The sequence below is a fragment of the Nocardioides candidus genome (assembly GCF_041321175.1).
Classification (GTDB): Bacteria; Actinomycetota; Actinomycetes; order Propionibacteriales; family Nocardioidaceae; genus Nocardioides.
In genome coordinates this window covers 278,427-300,160 of the sequence record NZ_JBGGWC010000003.1, presented here as the reverse complement: position 1 = coordinate 300,160, position 21,734 = coordinate 278,427, and the positions used below count along the sequence as shown (strand labels likewise).

Genomic DNA, 21,734 nt, shown 5'->3' with positions numbered 1-21,734 from the left:
CCCTACCCGTGGACCTGGGAGATCCCCGTAGCGGTGGCCTTGGCGACCCTGTTCGTCAGTGTCATCGGCATCCAGCTCGGACGATCAGTCGCCAATCTGCTCGCCGGCGCCGGATGGACATGGCCCGACGCCAACGCCGGCGCGTTCCCCTCACCCATCGGCACCGCCTTCTGGACCAGCCTTCCTGGCGTCCTCGGCGGACACGCCGACGCCGGGCTGCCGAGCCCCACGTCCGACGGTCTGGCTGGTAGCGGCCTGGTCTGGGTCAGCCTCGCCCTGGCCGAGGTCGCGCTGCTCACCGCGACCATCTGGCTCGGCGCGCGGGCCTACCAGCGCTGGGGCCCGGGCCGCATGCGAGGCATGGCGACCGCAGCCGAGGCCGAGAAGCTGCTCGGCGTCACCCGGCTCCGCAAGGTCGCCGGCATCGTCCGCCCGGACCTCTACGGCAAGCACGCCGCCGCGACACCGGCACCGGTCCAGCGCACCGCCGGCGACCTCACCGAACAACCCGGCCCGCAGCTGGGCCACGGCCTCAGCCCGTGGCTCCTGGACGGCCGCCGAACGAAGGAAGACCGATGAGCAACGAGACCCCACTGCACGGGAACCCGTCACTTCGCACCTGCGGCCGCCGTCGGAGCGGCATCAGCTGTCGCCGCCGCGGACACCGGCCGGTCCTCGTCGAGCGCCACTACTACGTGGCTGCCGGCCAGGTGGAACTCCTCTGCGAGGCGCGCGACCTGCTGTCCGACGCCTCTTTCCCGCTCCTCGGTCGCCGAGCAGAAGAACGCCACGGCCGTGCGGTGATCTGCCGTCGCTGCCTCGCCCCGAGCGGGGACACCGTTCTCGAGGTGGCGCGATGAAGCTGAGGTTCGACCCCTGGGACGTGGGCTGGCGCATCGGTGATGCCCACGAGCCGCGAGGCGGCGAGCTGTGGGTGCCGTGGGACCGCACCGCCGGCGTAATCGGCCCGCAGGGATCCGGCAAGACCCTCGACCTGCTCACCCCTGCGCTGCTCGGCGCTCCGGGTGCCGCCCTGGTGACACTGACGAAGGTCGAGGACCTGCTGCTCAGCCTCACCGAGCGTTCCCGCGACGACCGGCCCTGCGTGGTGCTCGACCCCTTCGGACTGGCCGAGGGCGTCGTCGACGAGCTGATCTGGGACCCGATCGCCGGCTGCGTGGACCCCAAGGTCGCCGAGCGGCGCGCCAAGGCTTTCACCGCCGGCACCGTCAAGGGCGCGATCACCGGCGGCACCGGCGACGATGCTGCGCGGTTCTACGCCGCCGAGTCCGCGAAGGTGCTGCAGGGCTACTTCCACGCCGCGGCGCTGACCGGTAGGACGCTCGAGGACGTGCTGCAGTGGGTCGCCAACCCCACCGCAGCCACCCAGCCGATGGAGATCTTGCGGCGGCACCCGCACGCTGAGCCGTTCTGGCACGGCCTCCTGCACGGTGCGCTGAACGGTGACGACCGCACCGCCGGCAACACCGTCACCACGGTGCAGCAGGCGGTCTCGCTGTTCTTCCAGGCCGACATCCGCCGCCGCTGCATTCCCAGCCCCGGACGTCCCGCCACCGACCTCGCCGACGTGATCCGTCGACGCGGCACCATCTACCTGCTCGGCCGCGAAGACCCCTACGCCTCGGCCAGCCCGCTGATGACCGCCGTGGCCGAGCACGTCTTGGACACCGGCCTGCTGCTGGCCAACAGCTCCCCGTGGGGCGGCCGGCTGTGCCCGCCCCTGGTCTCGGTGCTCGACGAGCTGCCGTCGACCGCGCCGCTTCCGACCCTCCGTACCCGAATGGCCAACGAGCGCGCCCTGGGGCTGTCGTTCATTTGGGCCGCCCAGACTCGGCCCCAGCTGACCAGCATCTTCGGTGAGCACGAGGCCCGAGCACTGCTCGGCCTCACCAACGCCCTGGTGATGTTCGGCGGCTCCAAGGACGTCGCCTTCAACCAGGAGATCTCCGACCTCCTCGGAACGGTCCGCATCGGGCGGGTCACCCACTCCACCGGCGGAGCCAGTGGCGGTGGGCGCAGCTTCTCCGGCGACGACATCCCGATCATGCGGCCCGAGGAGGTCCGGCAACTGCCCGAACGCCAAGCTCTGGTCGTCGCCGAGAACGGCAAGCCGATCATCGCCAAGCTGCACCGCTGCGTCGAAGGCAAGGCAGGGGAACGCCTGCTGGCCGACCAGCGGGCGCTGCGCGAGCGCCTCACCATCGACCGGCGCATGGTCATCACCCCCGAGGCCCGAGCCACCGCGGCGCTCGTCGAGGCACGCCGTCTCGGCTTCGTCGACGACGAGACCGACCACGCAAGGAGTGAACTGTGACCACCGAGCAGCAGACCCGCCGGACGGCACCCACGCTGATGGTCTTCCCGTTCCCCGTCCCCGGGGACCACGTCCGGCTCGCCTACCGCGAGCTCCACATCGCCATCAACGGCACCGAGGAGGAGAAGAAGGCCCTCGGCAACCACGGGCTGCTGTCGCGGCCCTGGGAGCCGGCAACCTGCCTGGACCCCGAGCTGCGTCACGACCTGTGGGAGTGGCTCGAGGACGTCGTGATCTGGCTCAACCGCGAGTACACCTGGGACGTCTCCGGGCTCATCCCCAGCTGCTGGCCTCTGCACCCGCACCTGGTCCACGAGATCGCCGTCCTTGCCGACCAGCGCCGGCGGGCCGGCCTGGCGATGACCAGCGACGCGCTCGAGGAGTGGCACCGCTACTGCCTTCCGGCGTTCACCGACCGGATGCGCAACAGGCTGCGCACCCACTGCGACGACGAGCACAAGAGCTGGCCGGCCAAGCCGCGCCACAGCGAGCACCTGGCAGACGGCAGCCGACAGCGCCGCGAGAACACGTTTGCCCAAGACATCGACGCTCTGCCCGTCAACCGGCGGGCACACGAAAAGTCGCCGGACGGTCCACCGCGGCTCGGCCTCGTCGACCTCGACACCGGCGAGATCCACGACGACGAGCTGGGCGGCGCTCAGCCGCGCACCCGCACCGAGAAGGGACCCCGCGAGTGATGCATATGAACGAACGCTCCGAGGCCATCCGCCGAGCCCAGCGCGCCCTCAAGGCTCTCGGCGAGCACCCGCGCTCAAGCAAGAAGGAGCTCGGCCACGCGCGCGAACACGTCAACGCCTGCTACTCCCACGGCTCGGGTGAGGACGTGTGGAACGCCGTTGCACAGGTCGAGGCGATGGCCGATCGCCGCTACGGCGTACCGAGCACAGAGGAGCAGCGTCAGATGGTCGGGGCGACCGAGGACCTCGAGGAGCCTGCGACAGCCGCCCGCGGCCGAGTGGCCGAGGACCGCGCAATCCCGTCGACGTCGACGACCCCAGGCGTGGAGCTCGCGCCCGCTGCATCGCCATGAAGTGGGCACGACGGGCTCAAGACGGCGTCAGAACGCCGCTGAGAGAACGGAAACCCTGCCAGCGGGTAGTCACACACCGCTTCGTTGTGGGAGAGCCATTCTGAGCGTTCTCGCCCCGTTGACCACCCAGGCGTAGAACTGATGCTGGATCAGCTGACCTCAGCGCTCCTCATCGTGGTGGCTATCGCCTACCTCGGCGGAGCCGTTCTGTTGATCGTGGCGCTTGCCAAGGTCCTGCTCGCCTGGTCGGTCAGCTGGCGCACCAGTGGGCAAACCAGCCCCCGGTCGAAGTCATGCTGCAGCAGCGGGCCGCCGCGGCGATGGCCGCGGTCGCCGCAGTCGCGAACGTCCCGCCTCCGGCAACCGACGTCGTTGCGATCCTGGGCGCCCCGGTCGCCGGGGAAGCCGATGCGACCGCGGGCGATGGTGGTCTCGCGGTGACCCGCTTCCGGGCTGGTCGTCCCCCCACCGTGGTGTTCGCGCGGGCCGCGCTCACCGGCCTCAGCGTCGGCGCGGTGCAGAGCCTGGCCGCCCACGAGCTCGGCCACGTCATCCGCCGCGAGCGCAGTTCGGCGGCGGCGCGGTACTCGTGGCTGGTCGGTTACCTACTCCTCGTTTTGGCAGGCGCTGGTCTCACTGCAGCTGCTCTTGTGGCCTCGCCCCAGCTGGCCGGCCCCTCGTTGCTGGCCACGATGAGTGCGACCGTGGCGTTTCTCGGTCTCCGCTTCACCTTCGACCGGCGCGAGGAGGCTGCCGCCGATCTCTTCGCCATCGACCTGACTCGCGACCTGGACGCAGCCGCGGAGCTGATGCGGTTCTACGAGAAAAGCCTGGCGTGGCCGACGCCCGACGGCGGCCCCGCGTGGTCGCGGCTGGAGCGGCGGTGGTTCGCAACCCACCCCGAGCCGCAGGCGCGGCTCGCAGCCATGCGCCGTCGCCTTAGGTGACTTCTCGAACGCGGCGGCGAAACACCTCTGGTAGCAGCCGGGCCGACCTCGTTGGCCCGTTCAGCGGCTGGCAGCCGACGTAGTCCATCCGGTCGGCTGCGGCCTGGGTAGACCCTGGCTTCTTCGCTGCGTGAGGATGACGATCGTGACTCCAACCGATCTGGGACCAGTTTGGCGGCAGCACAATTGCTCACGTAAGCACAGGACCTTTCTGACGATGGCGAAGTGCATCTGGAACGACGCTCCGTGGGTCTCCGGCGAAGGAGCTATCGCGTTGGTGGCGTGCAGACCTTCTGGGCCTGTCAGGTACCGGCACGGAGCCGTGTCCCTGCACCAGACGGCTGATAGTGCATTGGAGGCCAAGACGTTGATCGACGAGACCGGCTGCGGAGGCCGCTGTCACCGCGACCACAGGCTCGTGCAGCTGGTCTTACCGTGACGCCAGCCTGCGGGCTTCCGGAGCGGGTCAGCGGCGAGGGGTACCGCGGCCGGGCGGCCGCGGACGGTTCACGTCCTGCCGATCTCGTGCCACGCCCGGCGACTGGGTCGGCGCCGGGGTGCCTTCGCCGGTGTCGATCGGGATCTCGAGGCGGGACACGATCCGGTAGCGCAGGTCACGCGCAGGGCTGTCGCCCAGGGGCTTCTCAGCGACCAGGCCGCGCGTGGCGGCGCCGACGTCGTGACCCTGCTCGTGGGCCTGCTGCAGCATCGCGGCGGTGGCCGGCCAGTCGCCCTGCTCGAGCAGCCGCGGGTCGAGCTCGCGAGCCAAGGTGGCCCACCGCTCGGCCGGGGTCTTCTCGGCCGCGGCCGAGAGCCGTGCGCGAACCTCGCTGCTCTTGTGGAGCTCGGCCAGTGCCGCCTTCCGCGGGTCGGCATCCCAGGTCTTGATCGCGTCGCGCAGGTCCCGCCGCGCCTGCAACTGGGAGAACTGCAGCCGGGCCCGGACCTGGTTGACGCCCGGCTCCCAGGCGCGGCTGGGACGTGCCGAGATGACCCGCATGGCGGCCAGATGTGCCTGCTCCGGGGCGAGGTTGTCCAGCCGCTCGGTGAGCAACTGGTCACCGAGCGAGCGGAAGGCGGGCTGGCCGCTGGCCACCGCGGCAGTGAGCGCGGCGGGCCCGCGCTGGGCGAGCAGGTCGGCGGGGTCGAGGCCGTCGGGGAACCGCGCGAAGCCGGGGTCGAGGCCGTGCGGGGTGAGCATCCAGAAGTCCCGCTCGGCCGCGACCTGGCCAGCGAGGTCGGCGTCGGTGGCCACGATCGGGTCGCGGCCGACGGCAGCCAGCTGGGCGGCCTGCTCATCGGTCAGCGACGTGCCGAGCGGCGCTACGCCGAGGTAGAGGCCGTGGCTGGCGATCGTGACCGCCACGGCGTCCATCGGGCCCTCGACGATCACTGGGACCGCACCCTCGGCGAGCAGTTCGTCGACGACACCGAATAGCTGGGCGCCCTTGTGGAAGAGCGGGGTGTCGGCTGTGTTGAGGTACTTCGGGCCGCCCTTGTCGGCGTCGGTGAGGTCGGGCCGGCGGCGGCCGACGAAGCCGAGCACTTCGCCCTGGTGGATCACCGGGAACATCACGCGGTCGCGGAACCGGTCGATGAGGCGACCGGTGCTGGCCTCGGTGGCGACGCCGGTGGCCACCATCTCGGCGTCACTGACACCGCCGCCGCGCAGGTGGTCGACCAGGTTGGTCCACCCGGCTGGCGCCTGACCGGGACGGAACCGCTCGTCGCCGGCGAGGTCGATGCCGAACCGTCCGGTGAGGTAGTCGCGGCCCCACGAGTCGGTGAACCGGGCCTCGAAGAAGGCCTGTGCCATGTCGTTGATCTCGAGCATGCGCTCCCGCGTGACGGGGGAGGACTGCCACTCCTCGGCCCGCTGGTACATGACCCGGAGGTCGGCGTCGGTGGGCTCCAGTCGGCTGCCGCCGAGGTCGCGGATGTAGGCGGCCAGAGTCAGGTCGGGCTCGACGAACTGGTCCTCGTCGACGTCGACCAGGTCGCCGGCGTCGACGTCGACCAGGGCCTCGGCGGGCGCGTCGACCAGGTGCTCGTCGTACGGGCCGCGGTCCTCGGCGAGCGGCCAGTCGGCCCAGTCGGTGTCGGTGGCGTGGTCGACGAGCGTCGCCGGGTCCGGCTCGATCCCGTCCCACAGGTCTGCCGGCGGCTCGTCGAAGTGGTACTCGTGCGCGTGCTCGTCGGGAGCGGTCTCCAGCGCGATGGAGGTCCGCCAGACCAGCGCCTGGCACTCGTCGACGCCCTCCCAGCCGTCGCTCGGCATCGCCCGGCCGGCACCCAGCAAGGCCTCGACCTGCCAGCCGCGCTGCACGCCGTGGTCCACGTTCGACACCAGCGCGGGCCACCAGGTGCTGGCCTGGATGCTCGCGGCGCGCTCGGGACCGAGCAGATCCGCGAGTCGCGGAGTCCACTCGGTGGTGACGCTCTCACCGTGGGAACCGTCGCCGATCTGGGAGGCCACGGCCGGGGTGAGCTGACGGGCCATGCGCCACCACACGGCCGCCGCGGCGTGCTCGTCGGGCAGCGGCCCGGCCGGGTGGTCGGCCGCGGTGGCGGTGCGCAGCAGCTCGTGGGCGGTGACGCCCGCGCGGGACATCGCGGCCAGCCGCTCGGCGAGCAGCGGGGTGAACTCGTCGTCGCGGACCTGCGGGGCCAGCGAGTAGAGCAGCTGGCGCCATTCCTTGAGCGCCGGCGTGTGGTCGCCGGTGACGGCGCGGTTGAGCCGTCGCTGCCAGGTCGCGGAGGCCCTCTGCAGCTGCGGTGCACCGGTCGGTCGCCGGTCGTCGACCGGGACCTGGATGGCGGCCCGCCAGACCTCGACGTTGGCGACCGTGGCGGCCTCGGGCCGCAGGCCGTTCTGGGCCCATGCCGGCAGCGCGGCATGGTCGGTCGCCCGCGCGCGGACCTGCTCGGCGAGGTCGGTGACCAGGTGCGCGCGCTGAGCGAGGTAGGCGCCCCAGTGCGGATCGTCGGCCAGCCGGGGCGGCACCGCAGGCATCCACGGCAGCGGGCCGGCGCCAGCGTTGCGCAGCCCCGAGGCGTCCAGGCGCCAGTCGAGGACTGCGGCGCGGTCGTGCGCGCTCTCCAGCTCCCGGTCGCCGGCGGCACCCCGGAGCGCGTCGACCGGGTTCTCACCTGCCGCACCGAGCAGCAGCAGGTGCGCCCGCAGGGTCGGCCAGGCGGCCTCCTCCGAGAGGCCGGGGACGAGTGTCTCGACCGCGTTGTCCAGGGCGTCGACCACGTTGACCGGGGTGCCGTCGGCGCCGGCGATCGTGTCGTGGCGCAGCAGGTCCTCGGCCGCGACGTAGAGACTGTCGAGGTAGCGCTGGGAGGCCTCGCCGAGCCGGGTGGCCGGGTCGGCCTGCTCGCGCAGCAGGCTGGTCGCGGACCGCTGGGTGTCGTCGCGCGCCAGCATCGACTCGAGGATGTCGGTCGGCGTGAGCGGCCGGACCAGCGTCGGGTGGATCACCGAGTGCGGGTCGCCGTCGCCGACGACCTCGAGGTAGAAGTGGTTGGCGTCCGCGCCGCGGGTCATCATCGTGTAGAGCTGCTGGCGCGACTCGCTGCCGGTGGCCAGGCCGTGCATCGTGTCGGCGGTGACGCCCTGGGCGGTGTGCACGGTGCACGCGTAGCCGAGCTCGGTGGACCGTGCGACGTAGTCAGCGGGCAGCCGCACGGTGCGGCCGTGCTGGGTGTGCTGGACCGTGAGCTCGCCGCCGTCGTGGATCTCCAGCACGTGCCAGCGGTCGCCGTTCTTGACCCAGTCGGTGGCCGAGGTCCGCAGGCGACGGTCGTTCTCGCGGGTGATGATCAGCTCGCCGACCGAGGCCTCGTTGCCGTCGGCGAGCCGGCAAACCGGGCCAGTGGCGGCGACGTCGGCCGGGTCGATCCCCTCGAGCCGGTGGGCGCGGGCCTGCTGGTTCAGCTCGCTGACTAGGTCGCGGGTCGGGGCGAGCATGATCGAGTCCAGACCCTCGGCGCGGTCGGCCTGCCAGGCCGCGAAGACGTCCTCGGTCATGGTGGCCAGGTCGCCGACGTGGACCCGGTCGCGGTCGAGGTAGAAGCCGAGCGACTCGGGCTTGCCCTCGCGCAGCGCGAGCGAGGCGGCGCCCTCGGCGGGGTCCTTGAACCGGACGAGCTCGGTCAGCTGCAGTGCTCCATGGGTGGCGCGGATGTCGCGCAGCACGCCGCCGGCGCCGATCGCGGAGAGCTGCTGGTCGTCGCCGATCAGGCGGACGCTGCCGCCGCGCTCGAGGATGTAGGACACCGCCGTGTCCAGCGAGAGGGTGTCGGCCATGCCCGCCTCGTCGATGACCACGAGGGTGGAGGAGTCGATGCCGGCGACCCAGGCGGGCATCGCGGCTCCGGTCTCGCGGGCCTGCTCGAGGGAGTGGGTCAGCTTGGCCAGGGTGTCGGTCTGGGTGTCGATCTGGGAGCGCAGGGCGTCGGCGGCCGCCGCTGAGGGAGCCAAGCCGATGATGGTGCCGCCGCCGTCCGTCCAGGCGCTGGCCAGGGCGCGCATCGCGGTGGTCTTGCCGGATCCGGCGGGCGCGATCGCCAGCTGGAGCCGGGCGCCGGAGGTGGCCATCTCGCGGACCAGCGTGGCCTGTCCGGCGTTCAGGGTGATGCCGTTGGCGGTCGACTCGAGCAGCGCCAGGTCGACCGAGGATGCCTCGACGGCGTACCCGTCGTGGCGGCCGGCGGCGTCGACCAGGCGCTGCTCGGCGGCCAGGACCTTGCCCGAGGTGAACAGCTCGGCGCCGCTCTGGGTGTAGACCGAGGCCCCGTCCGCGCGCCGCAGCTCGGACGGTTCGCTGATGGTGTCCCACGGGCGGGCCATGCTCACCGAGCGGCCGTCGAGGACCTCGCTGACGAGCAGGTCGACGACCTGGGTGACCTGGTTGGTGGGCACGTTGGCGCCTCGGACCTGCCGCTGGGCTTCGGCGTAGACGTGCCAGTACTGCCAGGTGCTGCGGCCTCCCTCCATCGTCGCCACGATCCGGTCGGTGGTCTTGGCGAACCACGCCGAGTCGGCTAGCGACCGCGCTGCGCCCTTCGGGTTCAGTGCGCCGTGGACCATCTGCTTGACCCGCTGCGGGGTGCCCAGCACCTCGATGGCCTCACGGCTCCAGGTCTCGCGCTGCTCGGCCAGCGAGCGCGGCTCGTGCTTGGCCTCGCGGGTCTCCAGCGTCGCCTGCTGGGACAGCTGGATCGTCTCCACCGGTGTGGGAGGCCGCCCGTGGGTGGCCTGGAACGCGGCCGCGAGGACCTTGCGGCGGTCCTCGACGTTGGCGCGGCGCTTGGAGAAGCGGCGGTTCAGCTCGGGGTCGACGCCGACGATCTCGCGCACCGGCCGCTTGCGGGCGTCCTCGTTGGGCCGCTCCTCGAACCGCACGCCGAGGGCGTCGACCAGGTGCCGCTCGAGCGCGGTGTTGTAGGTCTCCGAGGCCGAGACGACCGCCTTGTGCAGCGGCCGGCCGTCGATGGCCAGCCACTTGCCGTCGAGGGTCTGGACCTTGTTCGCCACCGCGACGTGGGTGTGCAGATCGGGGTCGCCGGCGCGGGAGTCGCGGTGGGTGAACGCGGTGGCGACCAGGCCGCGGACGTCGACCTGGCGCACGCCGTCGGTGGCCCGGCGGGTGAACAGGGCCTTGGACTCGATGAAGCCTAGGGCGTCCTTGATCGCCGCCTGGTGGGCCCGCTCGATCACTGCGGCGGTCTTCGGATCGGCGATCGCCCATAGCACCGAGACGCTTTTGACCGGGGAGAAGGTCAGGTCGTAGCCGGCCACCGCGTTGGTCTTCGGCCGGGAGTGCTTGGCGATCGCGGCGGCCAGCTCGCGTGCGTCGGCGGGTTCGCGGCCGTGCTCAGCACGGAAGAACTCGGTGCCGACCTCGGTGCGGACCTTGGCCCGGTCGGCCGCGGGGACCGGCCAGTCACCCGGCAGGCCGGCGGCCTCGTTGAGGGCCGCGATGCGCTTGGCGACCTCGATCCGGAACGGGCTGATGTCGTTCTCGTAGACCTTGTACGGCGTGCCGAGCTGGCGGGCCGTCTTGTAGTCCGCGTCAGTCGGCCGGTCGACGCCACCCCCGTCGGCTGGGCGGCCGATGCGCAGGTCCAGGTCCTTGGTCTGCTGGGTGGCCAGCGGGTGGTGACCGGAGCCGAACAGGCTCTGCATGTGGTCGGCGGTGACGATGTCGCCGGCGTCGAGTCCCTCGAGTCCCTCCATGCCGGAGCCGAGCCACACCCCGGGGGTCTCGCCCTTCTCGGTGTAGTAGCTCGCCAGTCCGGTGTGGCCCTTGTCGGTGGCGTCCATCGCTGCGACCTGGCGGGTCAGGTAGTCGTACCCCGACCCCGCCGTCAGCTTGTGGAGGCTCATCGTCACGGTCACCTACGTGCGCGCGGGCGGGCTGTGCGATCACTTCCGGCCAGATTTCTGGTGTGTTCTTTCTATTCGGCAGACCGAGAATGCAAGAGGTGTGTGGCACGTGGGAGGTCGCGGAAATCTGGGGGGACGCTGAGGGGCGTGGGTGACGGCTCGGGCGTCGGGTTCGGACTGGCTGAGGTGGGCGGGGCTGGCTGGGGTCGAGATTGGCGGATTCGGAAGGTTTCTTGGCCGGTGGTGATCGCACGGGGATCGGGATTTGTCGTAGGTGACTGTTCAGAGTCCATGTCGACACGAGTGAGGACCGGATGAGTCAGCAGACGATCAAGCAGCAGGCGCGGCGTACGGCGCGGGAGATGGCCGGGAAGCGGCGCAAGGAGCGCGAGGAGCGCGAGCGCCGGGTGATCGACCTGGCCGAACAGGTCATGGTCGCGATCGGTGAGCGCGACGCGGCGGTGGCCGAGACCGAGAAGCGCGCTGGGGATGCGCTGCGGGAGTTGACCGAGGTCGAGGGGCTGTCACTGAGCGAGGCGGTCGAGTGGTGCGGCGAGACGATCACCGTGCGGGAGGCGACGCGGCTGCGGCGACTGGCCGCACCGGACGGCAGCGCGGAGGCTGAGGGCGGCGCTGCCGTCGAGCGGGAGCCCGACGCGGCGGCTGGGAACGGGGGAGCGGGTGCCGGTTCGGCGGCTTGATGACGCCGGCCTCGCGGCGGTCGCGGCGGCGCTGGCGGACCCGGCAGTGATCACGCGCTACCGGGCGAAGGTCGCCACGGTGCCCGGCAGTGAGTGCCTGTGGTGGACCGGGGCCGTGGCTGGCCGGTCCGAGCGCGAGCGCACCGACGGCGGTGGCCATGGCCGGTTCTGGTACGCGCCGGGGCGGGTGATAATCGCCCACCGGTTCGCGTACGCGGTCATGCACGGCGTGGACGCCCTCGCGGAGGCGCGGCTGCTCGGGCACCGCTGTCACAACCCTCTGTGCCAGCGGATCGCACCGGAACACGTCGTGGTCTCGACGGCACGCAAGAACCGGCAGGAGTGGGCTGTCCAGCGGCGACTGCTCTACAGCCCGCTGGCCGACCCGCGTGGGCCGCGTCGGCGGGCGCGAGAACTGCGAGACCTGGCGCGTGAGGACCCGCAGCTCGTAGCCGACGACCTCGCGCGGCTCCAGGAGTTGCTGCGCGAGCAACTGACCCTGTGGTGACCAGTCAGACGCAGAAGGCCGCCCGCGCCGTCGAGGGTGCGGGCGGCCTTGCGGTTGTTGGTCAGGCTGGCTCGCCGTCGAGGAGGCGACCGAGCGTCTCCCACAGGTCGAGGTAGCCGTCCGCATCCTCGGGCGACTGCTCGCCCCACTTGGCGTGAAGAGCGCGGATGCGGTCGAGCCGGTCGAGCCGGTCGAGCAGCGCGATGCGCGCGGCGGCCATGGACTCCACGTCGGCGGCGTGGCCGGTGGTCTTGAGGCCGAGCCGGTGATCGTGGCCGGTGTAGTAGGCCACGAGGATGTTGTCCGGGATCAGGGCGTCGGTGGCGGTGGCGCGGATCTTGTCACCTGCCGGAGTCCACGGGCCGGGGGTGGCGCGCTCCTCCAGGGCGCGGAGCGTGGCGTCGTCGCTCATGTTGGCTGGTCCTCCCGCGCGGTCGCGACGGCGAGGTCGAGCCGCCCGGATGCGGCGGTTGCCACGGCGGTGATCCGGGCGGCCAGCGCCCGCAGCTCGGCGGGCGTGCCCTGGATCGCTACCAGGTCGTCACCGGCCAGCGTCAGGACCGGCTGGCGGTGCTCACCGGCGCCCACCCAGTCCTCGCCGGGGGTGAACACCTGGACGCTGGTCTCGCGGGCTGCCAGCCACTCGATGTGCGCGCTCACGGGCTCACCTCGGCGGGTGCGGTGCCGATGAGGCGGCGGAACGCCGCCACGTCGGACTCCATGGTGAGCAGACGCCGGTGCTGATCGTCGGCTTGTGCGGCGACCTCGGTCAGCACCTCCCGCAGGCCGTCGAGGAAGGCGACAACGTCGCGGGCGCTGAGGTCTCCGCGTGGCGGGATCGGCACTCGAAGGTCAGCCGCGTAGGGAACTGCGTTCATGGCTACGCGGATGGCGCGCTGGTCGTCCGCGCTGATCATGGTGCCGGTCGGGTCCGGCTGGGTCTGCTCGGTCATGACTGCTCCTGTTCGGTGGTGCGGTGGGCGTACTCGGCGTGCAGGGCGTCCAGAGCCATAGCGACGCTGGACAGGGCGGCGTCCAGGTGGGCGCGGGCGGTCTCGGGGGTCCAGCGGCGTACGTCGCGCAGCCGGTGCTCGATGACGATCAGGTCGCAGGCCGTCTCGCTGAGGGTGTGCTGGTCCTTGGCGGCGCTGGCCTCGACGTCGGCGGCTGCGGCGGTCGGGGTGTTGTCTCGCTTCGCGATGGTGACGAACTGGTTGAGCGGCAGGGTGCGACCGCCGAGGACCAGGGCTGCGATGTGGACCTTGCGTCCCGCGCGGCCGGGCTCATCCACGGTCACGGTGGTGATAGGGAACGCAACGCCGGTGTCGGGGTCGACCAGCGTGTCGGTGGGCCGGAGTTCCCATGCGCGGACCTGTTCGGTGGCGAGGTCGGTGTGGGTGGTCGTGTTGGACATGGCTCCTCCTTCGGTTGGGCCGGTGGCGGGCCCGGACTCGGGGTCTCAGCCCGCCACCGGAGGAACTTGGCGTGACGGTCAGGCCGGGGCGAGCGCGGTCCAGGCGCGGCGCTTGATCCGGTCGGGGTCATCGCTGGTGAGAACCCGCGTGGCGCGGGCGGCGTGCTCGTCGCCCTTGGTGCGGACCGGGGCGTAGTGGTCGACGTACTCGGCCACGGCCTGGTAGCCGGCCCACGCGGTGTCGCGGATGCCTGCCTGCGTCTCGGCGTCGGAGAACAGCCAGTGCAGCCGGGAGCGGCGACGGCGCTCGGTCTCGCGGACTCGCTTGGTCGCGTTGCCTTCGGTCTTGCCGAACGTGGCGTCGATCAGGGCGTCGAACGCGGCGTCGGTCATGGTCTGCTGGATCAGCCGCTCGGCCTCGACCTGGAACGCGTCAACGTAGGTGAACGTCAGCCCGAGCGTGTCGCGGGCGGCCTGCACGGCGGCCTTGGCGTTGCGGGTGTGCCGGATCGAGAACGACGACTCGTGGTTGCGCAGGGCCGCGCTCTGGGTGTTCGCGCACACGACGCGAACCGGGGTGACGAGGATGCGGAACGCGCTGGACCCGTCGTGGCTGTTGAGCGCGGCGATGTTGAGGTCGACGCGGTCGGTGCCGCCGACCGTGAGCGAGTCCGGCAGCTGCATCGTGATGAACACCTGCCGACCGCCGCGCAGCGACCCGGCGGTGTCGAAGATCGCGCCCGACTCGTCGGCCAGCAGGTTCAGGAACTCGGCGTGGTCCTCGTTCTGCAGCGGGGTGTAGCCGCCGCCGACGACGCCGAGCGCCTCGGGTGCCCCGGTGAACGGGTTGGTCCGCACCGTGGCGAAGCCAGGGACCTCGATCGCGGTGACGCCGCCCTCGCTGACCTCGGCAGTGGTGAGCGGCAACTTGCGGACGTCCCAGCCACCCAGGTCGCCGAGCCTCATGGCCTCCTCGGCGGTGAACGCGCGGTCGCGGACGGTAGTGCCCAGGCGGTGCCAGGCGTCCTTGCGGGCGAAGACGGCTGCGGCCTGCGTGCCGTGGGTCTCGATCTCGTGTGACATGTCGGGGTCCTCCCGGGTAGCGGATCAAACGAACTGAGTTCATTCTATGGTTTCTATTCCACTGAGGGCGGTTCTCCACAGGGAGAACCGCCCTCGGGGGGAGGGGAGCCGATCAGGCGGCGCTGTCGCTGGCCTCGGCGTCGTCGCTGTCGTCCTCGGTGCTCGACTGCGGCTCCTCGCCGAGCAGGATCCGCTCGACCTCGCTGGGCTGGTAGCCCCACTCCACGAGCGCGCCGAGCACGCGGGCGTCCCACGCGGTCGGGTTGCGCCACGAGTGCTTGCCGGTCGTGGCCTCCCACGCCGCGACGACGGCGGCGAGCGTGGTCATGGTCGGAGCCTTCGGCGTGCTCGCCTTGGTGGCGATCTTGTGGCACTCGTCGTGGCCAGCGCCGTAGTAGCCGGTCGGGACGTCGATCCTGAGCAGCGTGAAGAGCATCGGGTGCCGGTGGTCCATGGCCTTGCTCAGCGAGTGGTGGCCGGTGACGACGGCCTCGCAGATCAGGGCCTCGGCACCCTTCGGGGCGGTCTTGCGGGCAACGAGCGTCGCCAGCCACTCCCGGCGCACCGTCTCCGCGCTCGCCCACGCCTTGTTGTTGGCGATCACGCGGCGGCGCTTCTCTCGCCGGGCCTCGGCCTCCTCCTCGCTCTCGCCCTCGTCCCCGCTGTCAGTGGTGGTGCTGCCGGACCCGCCGCCGCGACGACGCAGGCCGGAGGAGTCGAGGTCGGTGACGACCCAGACCGGCACGTACTGCTGGTAGGGCTCGGCGGGCTCGTAGTCCTCGGCCTCGTCGTCGGTGCCGTCCTGGCTCTCCTCGTCGTACTCGTCCTCGGGGTAGACCCACTCCTTGACGACGTGGACGCGAGCGCCGGGAACGTTGGGCCACTCCTCCTCGGGCAGCGGCTCGTCCTCGGCGGTGACCAGCCACTCGATGCGCAGCACCTCGTCGGCCTCCGCGACCTCCTCGGCGCTCAGCGCCGGCAGGCCCTCGGCGCGCAACCGCTCGACCTCGGCGGCGTCGGCCTCGCGCTCGGCTGCCTCGTCGCGCAGCCGCTGGGCCTCGTGTGCGAGCGAGCGCCGCCACTGCTTGGTGTTCTCCAGGCGCTGGACGGCGTCGGGGTCGTGCTCGAACTCGGCGAAGATCGCGGCCTCCTCCAACGTCAGGTCACCGGAGTCGAGCCGGTTGCGGGTCTGGTCGGCCTTGGTGACGGCCAGGGCGGCGTTCACGGTCGGGCGGTCGATGCTGGTGCGCTTGGCGATCTGTGCGGCGCTCACGCCGAGCAGGGCCAGCTGCTCCACGCCTGCGACGATCTCGGCCTCGCGCATCCCGGCGCGGTGGATGTTCTCGACCATCTGGTCACCGATCCGGTCGGCGTCGTCGGGCTGGGGCACGACGCGGGCCGGGATCAGGCCGGTGGGGGTGCCGACCTCGGCAGCGGTGACGGTGCGGCGCTGGCCGCGCAGCAGGACGTGCTGGCCGTCCTCGTTGCGGTAGACCGTGACGGCTTCCAGCACGCCGCGCTCCTTGATCGACTTGCGGAACTCCTTGTGGTCGGGGCGCAGGTCGGTGCGGACGTTGGTGCCGATGATGATGTCGGCGGGGTCGAGGTGCGCGAACTCCTCGGCCTGGACGGCGGTGGTGGCCTCGTCGTCGGCGGTGTCGGCGGGGGTCTGGATGGTGTCGGTCATGCTGCGGTCCTCCGTGCGTAGAATAGAAAGAACTGACAGGACTAAGTCTCCCAGCGGGGACCGACGTCTACCGGGCCACAGGGCGGACCTGTGGAAAGGTGGGCACCCGGTGAGGGTGGGTATAACCCCGCGTCACCGGGGCGCGGACTCCGCTGCGGCGGCGCGGCGCAGCTGCACCTCGTAGCTGGCTGGAACGGAAGGAATCGAGCGAGGGTGAGAACGGCTGCGCAGGGCCCCGACCGGGAATGCAGCGGCGTTGGTGTTAGCCGCTGCAGCTCGACGCCGGCGGCCGAGACCAGGGGAGTGGCCAGGTGAGGAGCCAGACCACGACCCCGGTCGGGATCTACTGGAAGCCCGGCGTGTGGGATCTCGCCCGCTCGGCCTACGTCGCCGACCTGGACACCGCCGCCGACTCGCCCGGCTCGTTCGTCGGCTGGCTCGCCCAGGCGCTCGAGCTGCACGCCCGGCGCTCACCACAGCAGCGGGCCGAGCTCGCTGCCGCGGGCGAGAACCATCCCGCCCTGGTCAGCGTGACCCGCAAGAGCTTCAACAAGAAGCACGACCTGCCGGCCTCGACCATCGAGGCGGTCGAAGACGCACTCGTGGCCGACCGCCAGGAGCTCGGCCGGATGCTCGCCCGCTCCGCGTTCACCCAGGAGGCGGTGATCGCCGCGGCCGAGGACGCCCGCCGGCGGCTGGGCCGCGACCTGCCTCCGCCCCCGCAGAAGCTCAGCAACCGGCCGCCGCGGCGCCGAACGGCCCGGTAGGTCAGCCGGGCGCCGGCAAGGGTTGCGTCGGTGCCGTCGCCTAGCGTGCTTCTCAGCGACCCGATCCGGTACCCGAGAGCCGGTCGGGGCGCTTCTTTGCGCCCTCGTTGATCGCCCCGGACTCCTTCGCGGACCTAGGTGACCGCGGGGCCAGGCCTGCGTCCCGCCCCAACCGAGGAGGAACGCATGTCCAGCTCACCCCGCCGCGATCGCTGCGGCGCATCTGTCAGGGCCGTCCTGGCTACCCTCGCTGCCGTCCTTGCCTCCGCACTGTGCCTGGCCCATGCCACACCCGCGGCCGCGGCCGAGCCGGTCGAGGACATGGGTTGCCGGATGGTCATCTGGGCCTCCGACAGTGTCTTCGACACCTCCTACGCCCTCGACGGCATGCGGCACACCTTCCGCGGCTGCCTGGTCAAGCGCGGCTCGTCGACGAAGTCCTCCCGAGCGCTCAAGAACCGGCGGTGGCGGCTGAACAACCACCTGGCCAGCTCGGAGTGCAGGGTTGGCGACTACCACCTCTCCGGCGTCAGGCGGACCACCTACAAGGGGATCCGCGTCGTCGTCTTCAAGTACCGCTTCGACTACCTCGTGCCCTGCTGAGCAACCCCGCGCGAGCACGAGCGGATCCGAACAAGTTCGGCCGAAGTGATCGCTGCCGGACCCCGATGGGACCTAGGTGACTGCGGGACCGATCCGAACGTCTCGCAGTCACCTAGGAGGAAGTCATGTGCACCACCGTCACCTTCGCCGGCAACCTGGCTGAGGCTCCCGAGCTGCTCTACACCCGCGAGAACAAGCCGTTCGTCAGCTGCCGGGTCCTGGTCAACCGGCGCGTGCAGAACGACGAGGGGGAGTGGGTCAACGACGAGCCCACCGCCCACAACGTGCAGATCTTCGGCTCGGCCGCCACGCACGTGCACGACAGCTGCGGTTCCGGCGACCCGATCTTCGTCCACGGCCTCGAGCGCGCCGCGAGCTGGCCGGACAAGGAGACCGGGGAGAAGCGCACCAAGGACGTCGTGGTCGTCGACAACCGCTTCGGCGAGGTCGGCGTCTCGCTCAAGTACGTCTCCGCGCGCATCGAGCGCGCCGCCCGCCCCGCCCAGGCCAGCTGACCGCGCGGAGGTTCCAATGGATCTCGTCGTACAGTCCCCGGACGAGCTGCTCGCCGCAGTGCCGCACGTCCTCGGTTTCAAGCCCGAGGAGTCGATCGTCCTCGTACCCTTCCGGCCGGGCCTGCCCATCACCCGCGTCGACCTGCCGAAGACGGCCGCCGACCGCGAGGAGGTCTGGGACGCCCTCAGCGGCCCCTACGCCCGCCACGCCCGACCCGGCTCGCGCCTGGCGATCCTCTGCTTCACCGAGGACCGCCGCAGCGCCGAGCTGGCCAGCCAGCATCTGTCCAACCACCTCGACACCGTGGGCATCACCACCCACATCCGGCTGTGGGCCGACGGCGAGCGGTGGCGCGAGTTCAACACCGGCCAGACCGGGTTGCAGACGCCAGCGACCGCCGAGCGGATCGCGGCCGCGACCGTGCTGACCGGCGCCGCCCAGCCGGCCGCCAGCCGGGCCTCACTGGCCGCGTCCATCGTCGGTGACCGTGAACCGATCGCCCAGCTGATCCCCGCGGCCCGAGCCGCGGCCGCGGGCAGCACTCCCGCCGTCGAGCGGGACTGGGCACTGGACCGGCTCGAGCAGTTCCACACCGACGGCAACCGGATCTCCGACGTCGACGGCGCACGGATGCTCGTCGCGCTGGAGACGATCAGCACCCGCGACGCGCTGTGGGAAGACATGAGCAGGGAGAACTACACCTCCCACATGGCCCTCTGGAACGACCTCACCCGACGCGCCCCCGACGAGGTCCGCGCGGCGCCGGCCTCCATGCTCGGCTTCGCCAGCTGGCTGCACGGCGATGGCGCCAAGGCCTGGTGCGCCCTCGACCAGGTGCCCGCCGACCGGCCCTACTCCATGGCCGCCATCGTCGCCTCGGCCCTGCAGAACGGCATCCACCCCCGCGAGTGGGACCGGTACCAGACCCAGATGCGCGAGATCGCGGCCGAGTTGGACGAGTCCTTCGTCCCCAGGCCAGCCGGCCACCAGCGCGACATTCCGGGCACACAGCACGGCACCGACCGCCCGGCCCCGAGCCGCTGAGGAGGACCCCGATGAAACACGACAACGACACCCCGGTTCAGCAGCAGAGCGCCACCGAACGACAGCTCCGCAGCCTGGTCATACCCGAGCCCGCGGCCTACGCCCCTGACAAGCGCCTGGACGTCATCCACGAACCCGACCTCGACCTCCTGTGGGGAGGCCAGGAATGACCACGCAGGACGACGTCGACGCCGCGGCGCCGGACCGGCTCGCGCGTCAAACTAAGCAGCGTCATCGAACCCGGGGCCTTCGCGTCACCGGCCAAGCCTGGGTGGTGGGGCCCCTCAGAAGGGCGATGTGTCCTGCGCCTATCCTCGAGACCGCTGGTCTCTTGCGGCTCACCGGCTAGCCGAGCCGAAAATGTCGGTCGTTGCCGCCATGATGAGCAGGGTTGGGCATGAGAGAGGCGGCGCGGTGGTATCGGCTGGGTCTGGGCGACTTCTGGGGATCCTGCGCCCGCAGATCAAGACCCGAGCTCGGGTCCGCAGCCTGGCCGAGGTGTACACCCACGAGCGTGAGGTCCAAGCCATGCTCGACATGGTCTCGGACATGTTCCCGAGTGCGGAGGCGCCGGGGAACCATGATCGGACGTTCTTAGAGCCTGCATGCGGTTCCGGCAACTTTCTCGAAGAGATCCTGCATCGAAAGCTGTCGACGGTCACCACCCGTCGCTACGGTCGCGGTGAGAAGTATGAGCACCGGGTGCTCCGGTGTCTGGCCTCGATCTACGGCGTGGACATCGACTACGAGAATGTCATGGAGTCTCGCGATCGCCTGCGGGCGGCGATCGCCTCTCACCTCGACCGGGACATGAACACCGTGGCCCCGACCGAGGGGCTGGCACTAGCGGTCGAGGCCATCCTGGAGTCCAACATTGTCGTAGGCGACTCGCTCAACGAGCCGCACAAGGTCCCCTTGGTTCACTACCGGCCCACGAAAGTTGGGTTTTTCCTGCGCGAGTGGACTTACCTGGAGGAAGGTGAAGACCCGGGGCAGCCAGACCTGTTCGGGATCCGCGAGATCGAGCGTCGACGCGACCGCGAGCCGATCCACTACAGCCTGCTGACACAGCACCCGGACCCGTATCCCGGAGTACTGCCATGACGACTGCCATGACCACTGATCCTGCCGTGCCGGAGACTCGCGACGATGGGCCTCCCAGTCGGCCAGAACGTGACATCCTCGACTGCCTCGCGCAGCTGTCGAACTCCAACGTGCCCACGCCGCCCGTCCTCGCCGAGCAGATGCTGAACCTGCTGCCCGCGGAGGTGTGGGCACGGCCGGACTATGTGTGGGTAGACCCGTTCTCGAAGTCGGGGATCTTCCTGCGCGAGGCGGCCTCTCGGTTGCTGGACGGCCTGGAAGACTGGGAGCCGGACTTCGAGAAGCGCCGCGAGCACATCTTCCGCAACATGCTCTACGGCTGCGCCACCATCGAGATCACCGGGGAGGTTTCTCGGCGCTCCCTGTACTACAGCCGAGACGCAGCCGGACCGGAGTCCGTGCTCAGGTTCGACGACTCGGCGGGAAACGTTCCCTTCGTCCCCGCCAAGCACGACTACGGCCCAGGCGGTCGCCGCAAGCGGTGCAGGACTTGCGGCGCCTCGAAGAAGAAGGTCGAGCGCGGTGACTCGCGGGAGAATTATGCCTACGCCTTCATCCACGGCGCTTACCCGACGGAGGAGATGAAAGACATGAAGTTTGACGTCATCGTCGGAAATCCGCCTTACCACCTCGAAGACGGCGGCCATAACAACTCCGCGACGCCGGTCTTCCACAAGTTCGTGGAGAAGGCTATCGAGATGAACCCGCGCTACCTGGTGATGATCACTCCGTCGCGCTGGTTCAACGGCGGCAAGGGGCTGAACGGGTTCCGTGGCCGGATGCTCCAGGACCGTCACATCAGACGACTGGTCGACTACCCGAAGTTGTACGACGCGTTCCCTGGGGTGAAGATCCGCGGCGGTGTCTCCTACTTCTTGTGGGACCGTGACCACGACGGGGACTGCACTGTGCAGACCATGTGGGACGGCGAGCCGATGTACGAGCCGATGACCCGCGACCTGGGCGAATGGGACGTGCTGGTGCGGTGGAACCGTGCTGTCTCGGCGTTGCGGAAAGTGCGTGACTATCGGGTCAAGGGCAAGCCAGAGCCGACCTGGGCTGCCCGCGTGTCACCGATGAAGCCGTTTGGGTTTCGCACCTACTTCCACGGACGGGCAACCAGGCGTGGCATCAAGGATCCGGTGAAGTTGTACGGCTCCAAGAAGATCACCTGGATCGACCGTTCGGAGATCCTCGTCAACAACGCGTGGGTCGATGACTGGAAGTTGCTGATGTCCCGCGTCCAAGGCACCAGTGCCGCCATCGAACGCCAGTTCCTCCCGCGCCCGATCATCGCTGGCCCCGGCGAGGCATGCACCGAAACCTATGTGGTCGCTGGCAGGTTCGCGACCAGGCAGGAGGCCGAGTACGCGGCCAGCTACCTGCGGACCCGGTTCGCCCGGTTCCTAGTCTCGGCACGGAAGGCCACCCACGACTCCGCCCGCGACGTCTACGCCTTCATCCCGCAGGTTTCGCTCGACCGGGTGTGGACCGACGCCGATCTGTACGAGCGCTACGGACTGAGCGAGGCCGAGATCGAGTTCATCGAGTCCCACATTTGCGAACTGGCCGCGGAGTAG

The 21,734-nt window shown here is 70.7% G+C and carries 22 protein-coding genes; 14 read left to right on the top strand and 8 right to left on the bottom strand.

Annotation, left to right across the window (positions count from 1 at the left end; genetic code table 11):
- Positions 1-39: 39 nt before the first annotated feature.
- Positions 40-579, top strand: a complete 540-nt coding sequence (locus tag ACAX67_RS15760) for a hypothetical protein (RefSeq protein WP_344059192.1) — start codon at positions 40-42, stop codon at positions 577-579.
- Positions 580-608: 29 nt separating this feature from the next.
- On the opposite strand, the gene ACAX67_RS15755 is transcribed toward ACAX67_RS15760, so the two are convergent.
- A complete protein-coding gene (locus tag ACAX67_RS15755) occupies positions 609-791 on the bottom strand; it encodes a hypothetical protein (RefSeq protein WP_370704821.1) in 183 nt (60 codons plus the stop codon).
- Positions 792-856: 65 nt separating this feature from the next.
- Here ACAX67_RS15755 and ACAX67_RS15750 point away from each other — a divergent pair, with 65 nt between their 5' ends.
- From ACAX67_RS15750 to ACAX67_RS15735, 4 genes are all read left to right on the top strand, one after another.
- The gene (locus ACAX67_RS15750) at positions 857-2,335 is read left to right on the top strand and encodes a type IV secretory system conjugative DNA transfer family protein (protein WP_370704820.1); all 1,479 of its coding nucleotides are present in this window, start codon (positions 857-859) and stop codon (positions 2,333-2,335) included.
- Positions 2,332-3,033, top strand: a complete 702-nt coding sequence (locus tag ACAX67_RS15745) for a hypothetical protein (RefSeq protein WP_370704819.1) — start codon at positions 2,332-2,334, stop codon at positions 3,031-3,033. Before ACAX67_RS15750 ends, ACAX67_RS15745 begins: the two co-directional genes overlap by 4 nt.
- Positions 3,034-3,038: 5 nt before the next feature.
- Positions 3,039-3,386, top strand: a complete 348-nt coding sequence (locus ACAX67_RS15740) for a hypothetical protein (protein WP_370704818.1) — start codon at positions 3,039-3,041, stop codon at positions 3,384-3,386.
- 293 nt (positions 3,387-3,679) lie between these two features.
- Positions 3,680-4,333: a M48 family metalloprotease gene (locus ACAX67_RS15735; protein ID WP_370704817.1), complete on the top strand. Its 654-nt coding sequence runs from the start codon at positions 3,680-3,682 to the stop codon at positions 4,331-4,333.
- A 466-nt stretch (positions 4,334-4,799) separates the two neighbouring features.
- Here the strand turns inward: ACAX67_RS15735 and mobF are convergent, their stop codons facing one another.
- Positions 4,800-10,727 (bottom strand): MobF family relaxase, encoded by a 5,928-nt coding sequence (mobF, locus tag ACAX67_RS15730; RefSeq protein ID WP_370704816.1) that lies wholly within the window; start codon positions 10,725-10,727, stop codon positions 4,800-4,802.
- Between the two features lie 314 nt (positions 10,728-11,041).
- On the opposite strand from mobF, the gene ACAX67_RS15725 reads away from it, so the two are divergent.
- Together ACAX67_RS15725 and ACAX67_RS15720 are read left to right on the top strand one after the other, a co-directional pair.
- Positions 11,042-11,428, top strand: coding sequence for a hypothetical protein (locus tag ACAX67_RS15725; protein WP_370704815.1), 387 nt, complete (start codon positions 11,042-11,044; stop codon positions 11,426-11,428).
- Positions 11,409-11,936 (top strand): hypothetical protein, encoded by a 528-nt coding sequence (locus ACAX67_RS15720; RefSeq protein ID WP_370704814.1) that lies wholly within the window; start codon positions 11,409-11,411, stop codon positions 11,934-11,936. Before ACAX67_RS15725 ends, ACAX67_RS15720 begins: the two co-directional genes overlap by 20 nt.
- Positions 11,937-11,997: 61 nt before the next feature.
- Here the strand turns inward: ACAX67_RS15720 and ACAX67_RS15715 are convergent, their stop codons facing one another.
- From ACAX67_RS15715 to ACAX67_RS15690, 6 genes are all read right to left on the bottom strand, one after another.
- The gene (locus ACAX67_RS15715; RefSeq protein ID WP_370704813.1) at positions 11,998-12,348 is read right to left on the bottom strand and encodes a hypothetical protein; all 351 of its coding nucleotides are present in this window, start codon (positions 12,346-12,348) and stop codon (positions 11,998-12,000) included.
- Entirely contained in the window at positions 12,345-12,596 is a 252-nt protein-coding gene (locus ACAX67_RS15710) for a hypothetical protein (RefSeq protein ID WP_370704812.1), read from the bottom strand. The genes ACAX67_RS15715 and ACAX67_RS15710 overlap by 4 nt, the downstream gene beginning before the upstream one ends.
- Positions 12,593-12,889 (bottom strand): hypothetical protein, encoded by a 297-nt coding sequence (locus tag ACAX67_RS15705; RefSeq protein ID WP_370704811.1) that lies wholly within the window; start codon positions 12,887-12,889, stop codon positions 12,593-12,595. Before ACAX67_RS15705 ends, ACAX67_RS15710 begins: the two co-directional genes overlap by 4 nt.
- Entirely contained in the window at positions 12,886-13,350 is a 465-nt protein-coding gene (locus tag ACAX67_RS15700; protein WP_370704810.1) for a hypothetical protein, read from the bottom strand. The genes ACAX67_RS15705 and ACAX67_RS15700 overlap by 4 nt, the downstream gene beginning before the upstream one ends.
- A 78-nt stretch (positions 13,351-13,428) precedes the next feature.
- On the bottom strand, positions 13,429-14,433 hold the full coding sequence (locus tag ACAX67_RS15695) for a DUF932 domain-containing protein (protein WP_370704809.1): 1,005 nt from the start codon (positions 14,431-14,433) through the stop codon (positions 13,429-13,431).
- Positions 14,434-14,545: 112 nt separating this feature from the next.
- The gene (locus tag ACAX67_RS15690) at positions 14,546-16,120 is read right to left on the bottom strand and encodes a ParB/RepB/Spo0J family partition protein (RefSeq protein WP_370704808.1); all 1,575 of its coding nucleotides are present in this window, start codon (positions 16,118-16,120) and stop codon (positions 14,546-14,548) included.
- 311 nt (positions 16,121-16,431) lie between these two features.
- Here ACAX67_RS15690 and ACAX67_RS15685 point away from each other — a divergent pair, with 311 nt between their 5' ends.
- The 7 genes from ACAX67_RS15685 (at position 16,432) to ACAX67_RS15655 (ending at position 21,734) form a co-directional block, all read left to right on the top strand.
- Complete coding sequence (locus ACAX67_RS15685; protein ID WP_370704807.1) at positions 16,432-16,887, top strand: hypothetical protein; 456 nt, start codon at positions 16,432-16,434, stop codon at positions 16,885-16,887.
- 186 nt (positions 16,888-17,073) lie between these two features.
- Entirely contained in the window at positions 17,074-17,490 is a 417-nt protein-coding gene (locus ACAX67_RS15680; RefSeq protein ID WP_370704806.1) for a hypothetical protein, read from the top strand.
- 125 nt (positions 17,491-17,615) lie between these two features.
- Entirely contained in the window at positions 17,616-18,005 is a 390-nt protein-coding gene (locus ACAX67_RS15675) for a single-stranded DNA-binding protein (protein WP_370704805.1), read from the top strand.
- Between the two features lie 16 nt (positions 18,006-18,021).
- Positions 18,022-19,050, top strand: coding sequence for a DUF4192 domain-containing protein (locus ACAX67_RS15670; RefSeq protein WP_370704804.1), 1,029 nt, complete (start codon positions 18,022-18,024; stop codon positions 19,048-19,050).
- Positions 19,051-19,061: 11 nt separating this feature from the next.
- A complete protein-coding gene (locus ACAX67_RS15665; protein WP_370704803.1) occupies positions 19,062-19,220 on the top strand; it encodes a hypothetical protein in 159 nt (52 codons plus the stop codon).
- Between the two features lie 328 nt (positions 19,221-19,548).
- Positions 19,549-20,154, top strand: coding sequence for a DNA methyltransferase family protein (locus ACAX67_RS15660; RefSeq protein WP_370704802.1), 606 nt, complete (start codon positions 19,549-19,551; stop codon positions 20,152-20,154).
- Positions 20,151-21,734, top strand: coding sequence for an Eco57I restriction-modification methylase domain-containing protein (locus ACAX67_RS15655; protein WP_370704801.1), 1,584 nt, complete (start codon positions 20,151-20,153; stop codon positions 21,732-21,734). The genes ACAX67_RS15660 and ACAX67_RS15655 overlap by 4 nt, the downstream gene beginning before the upstream one ends.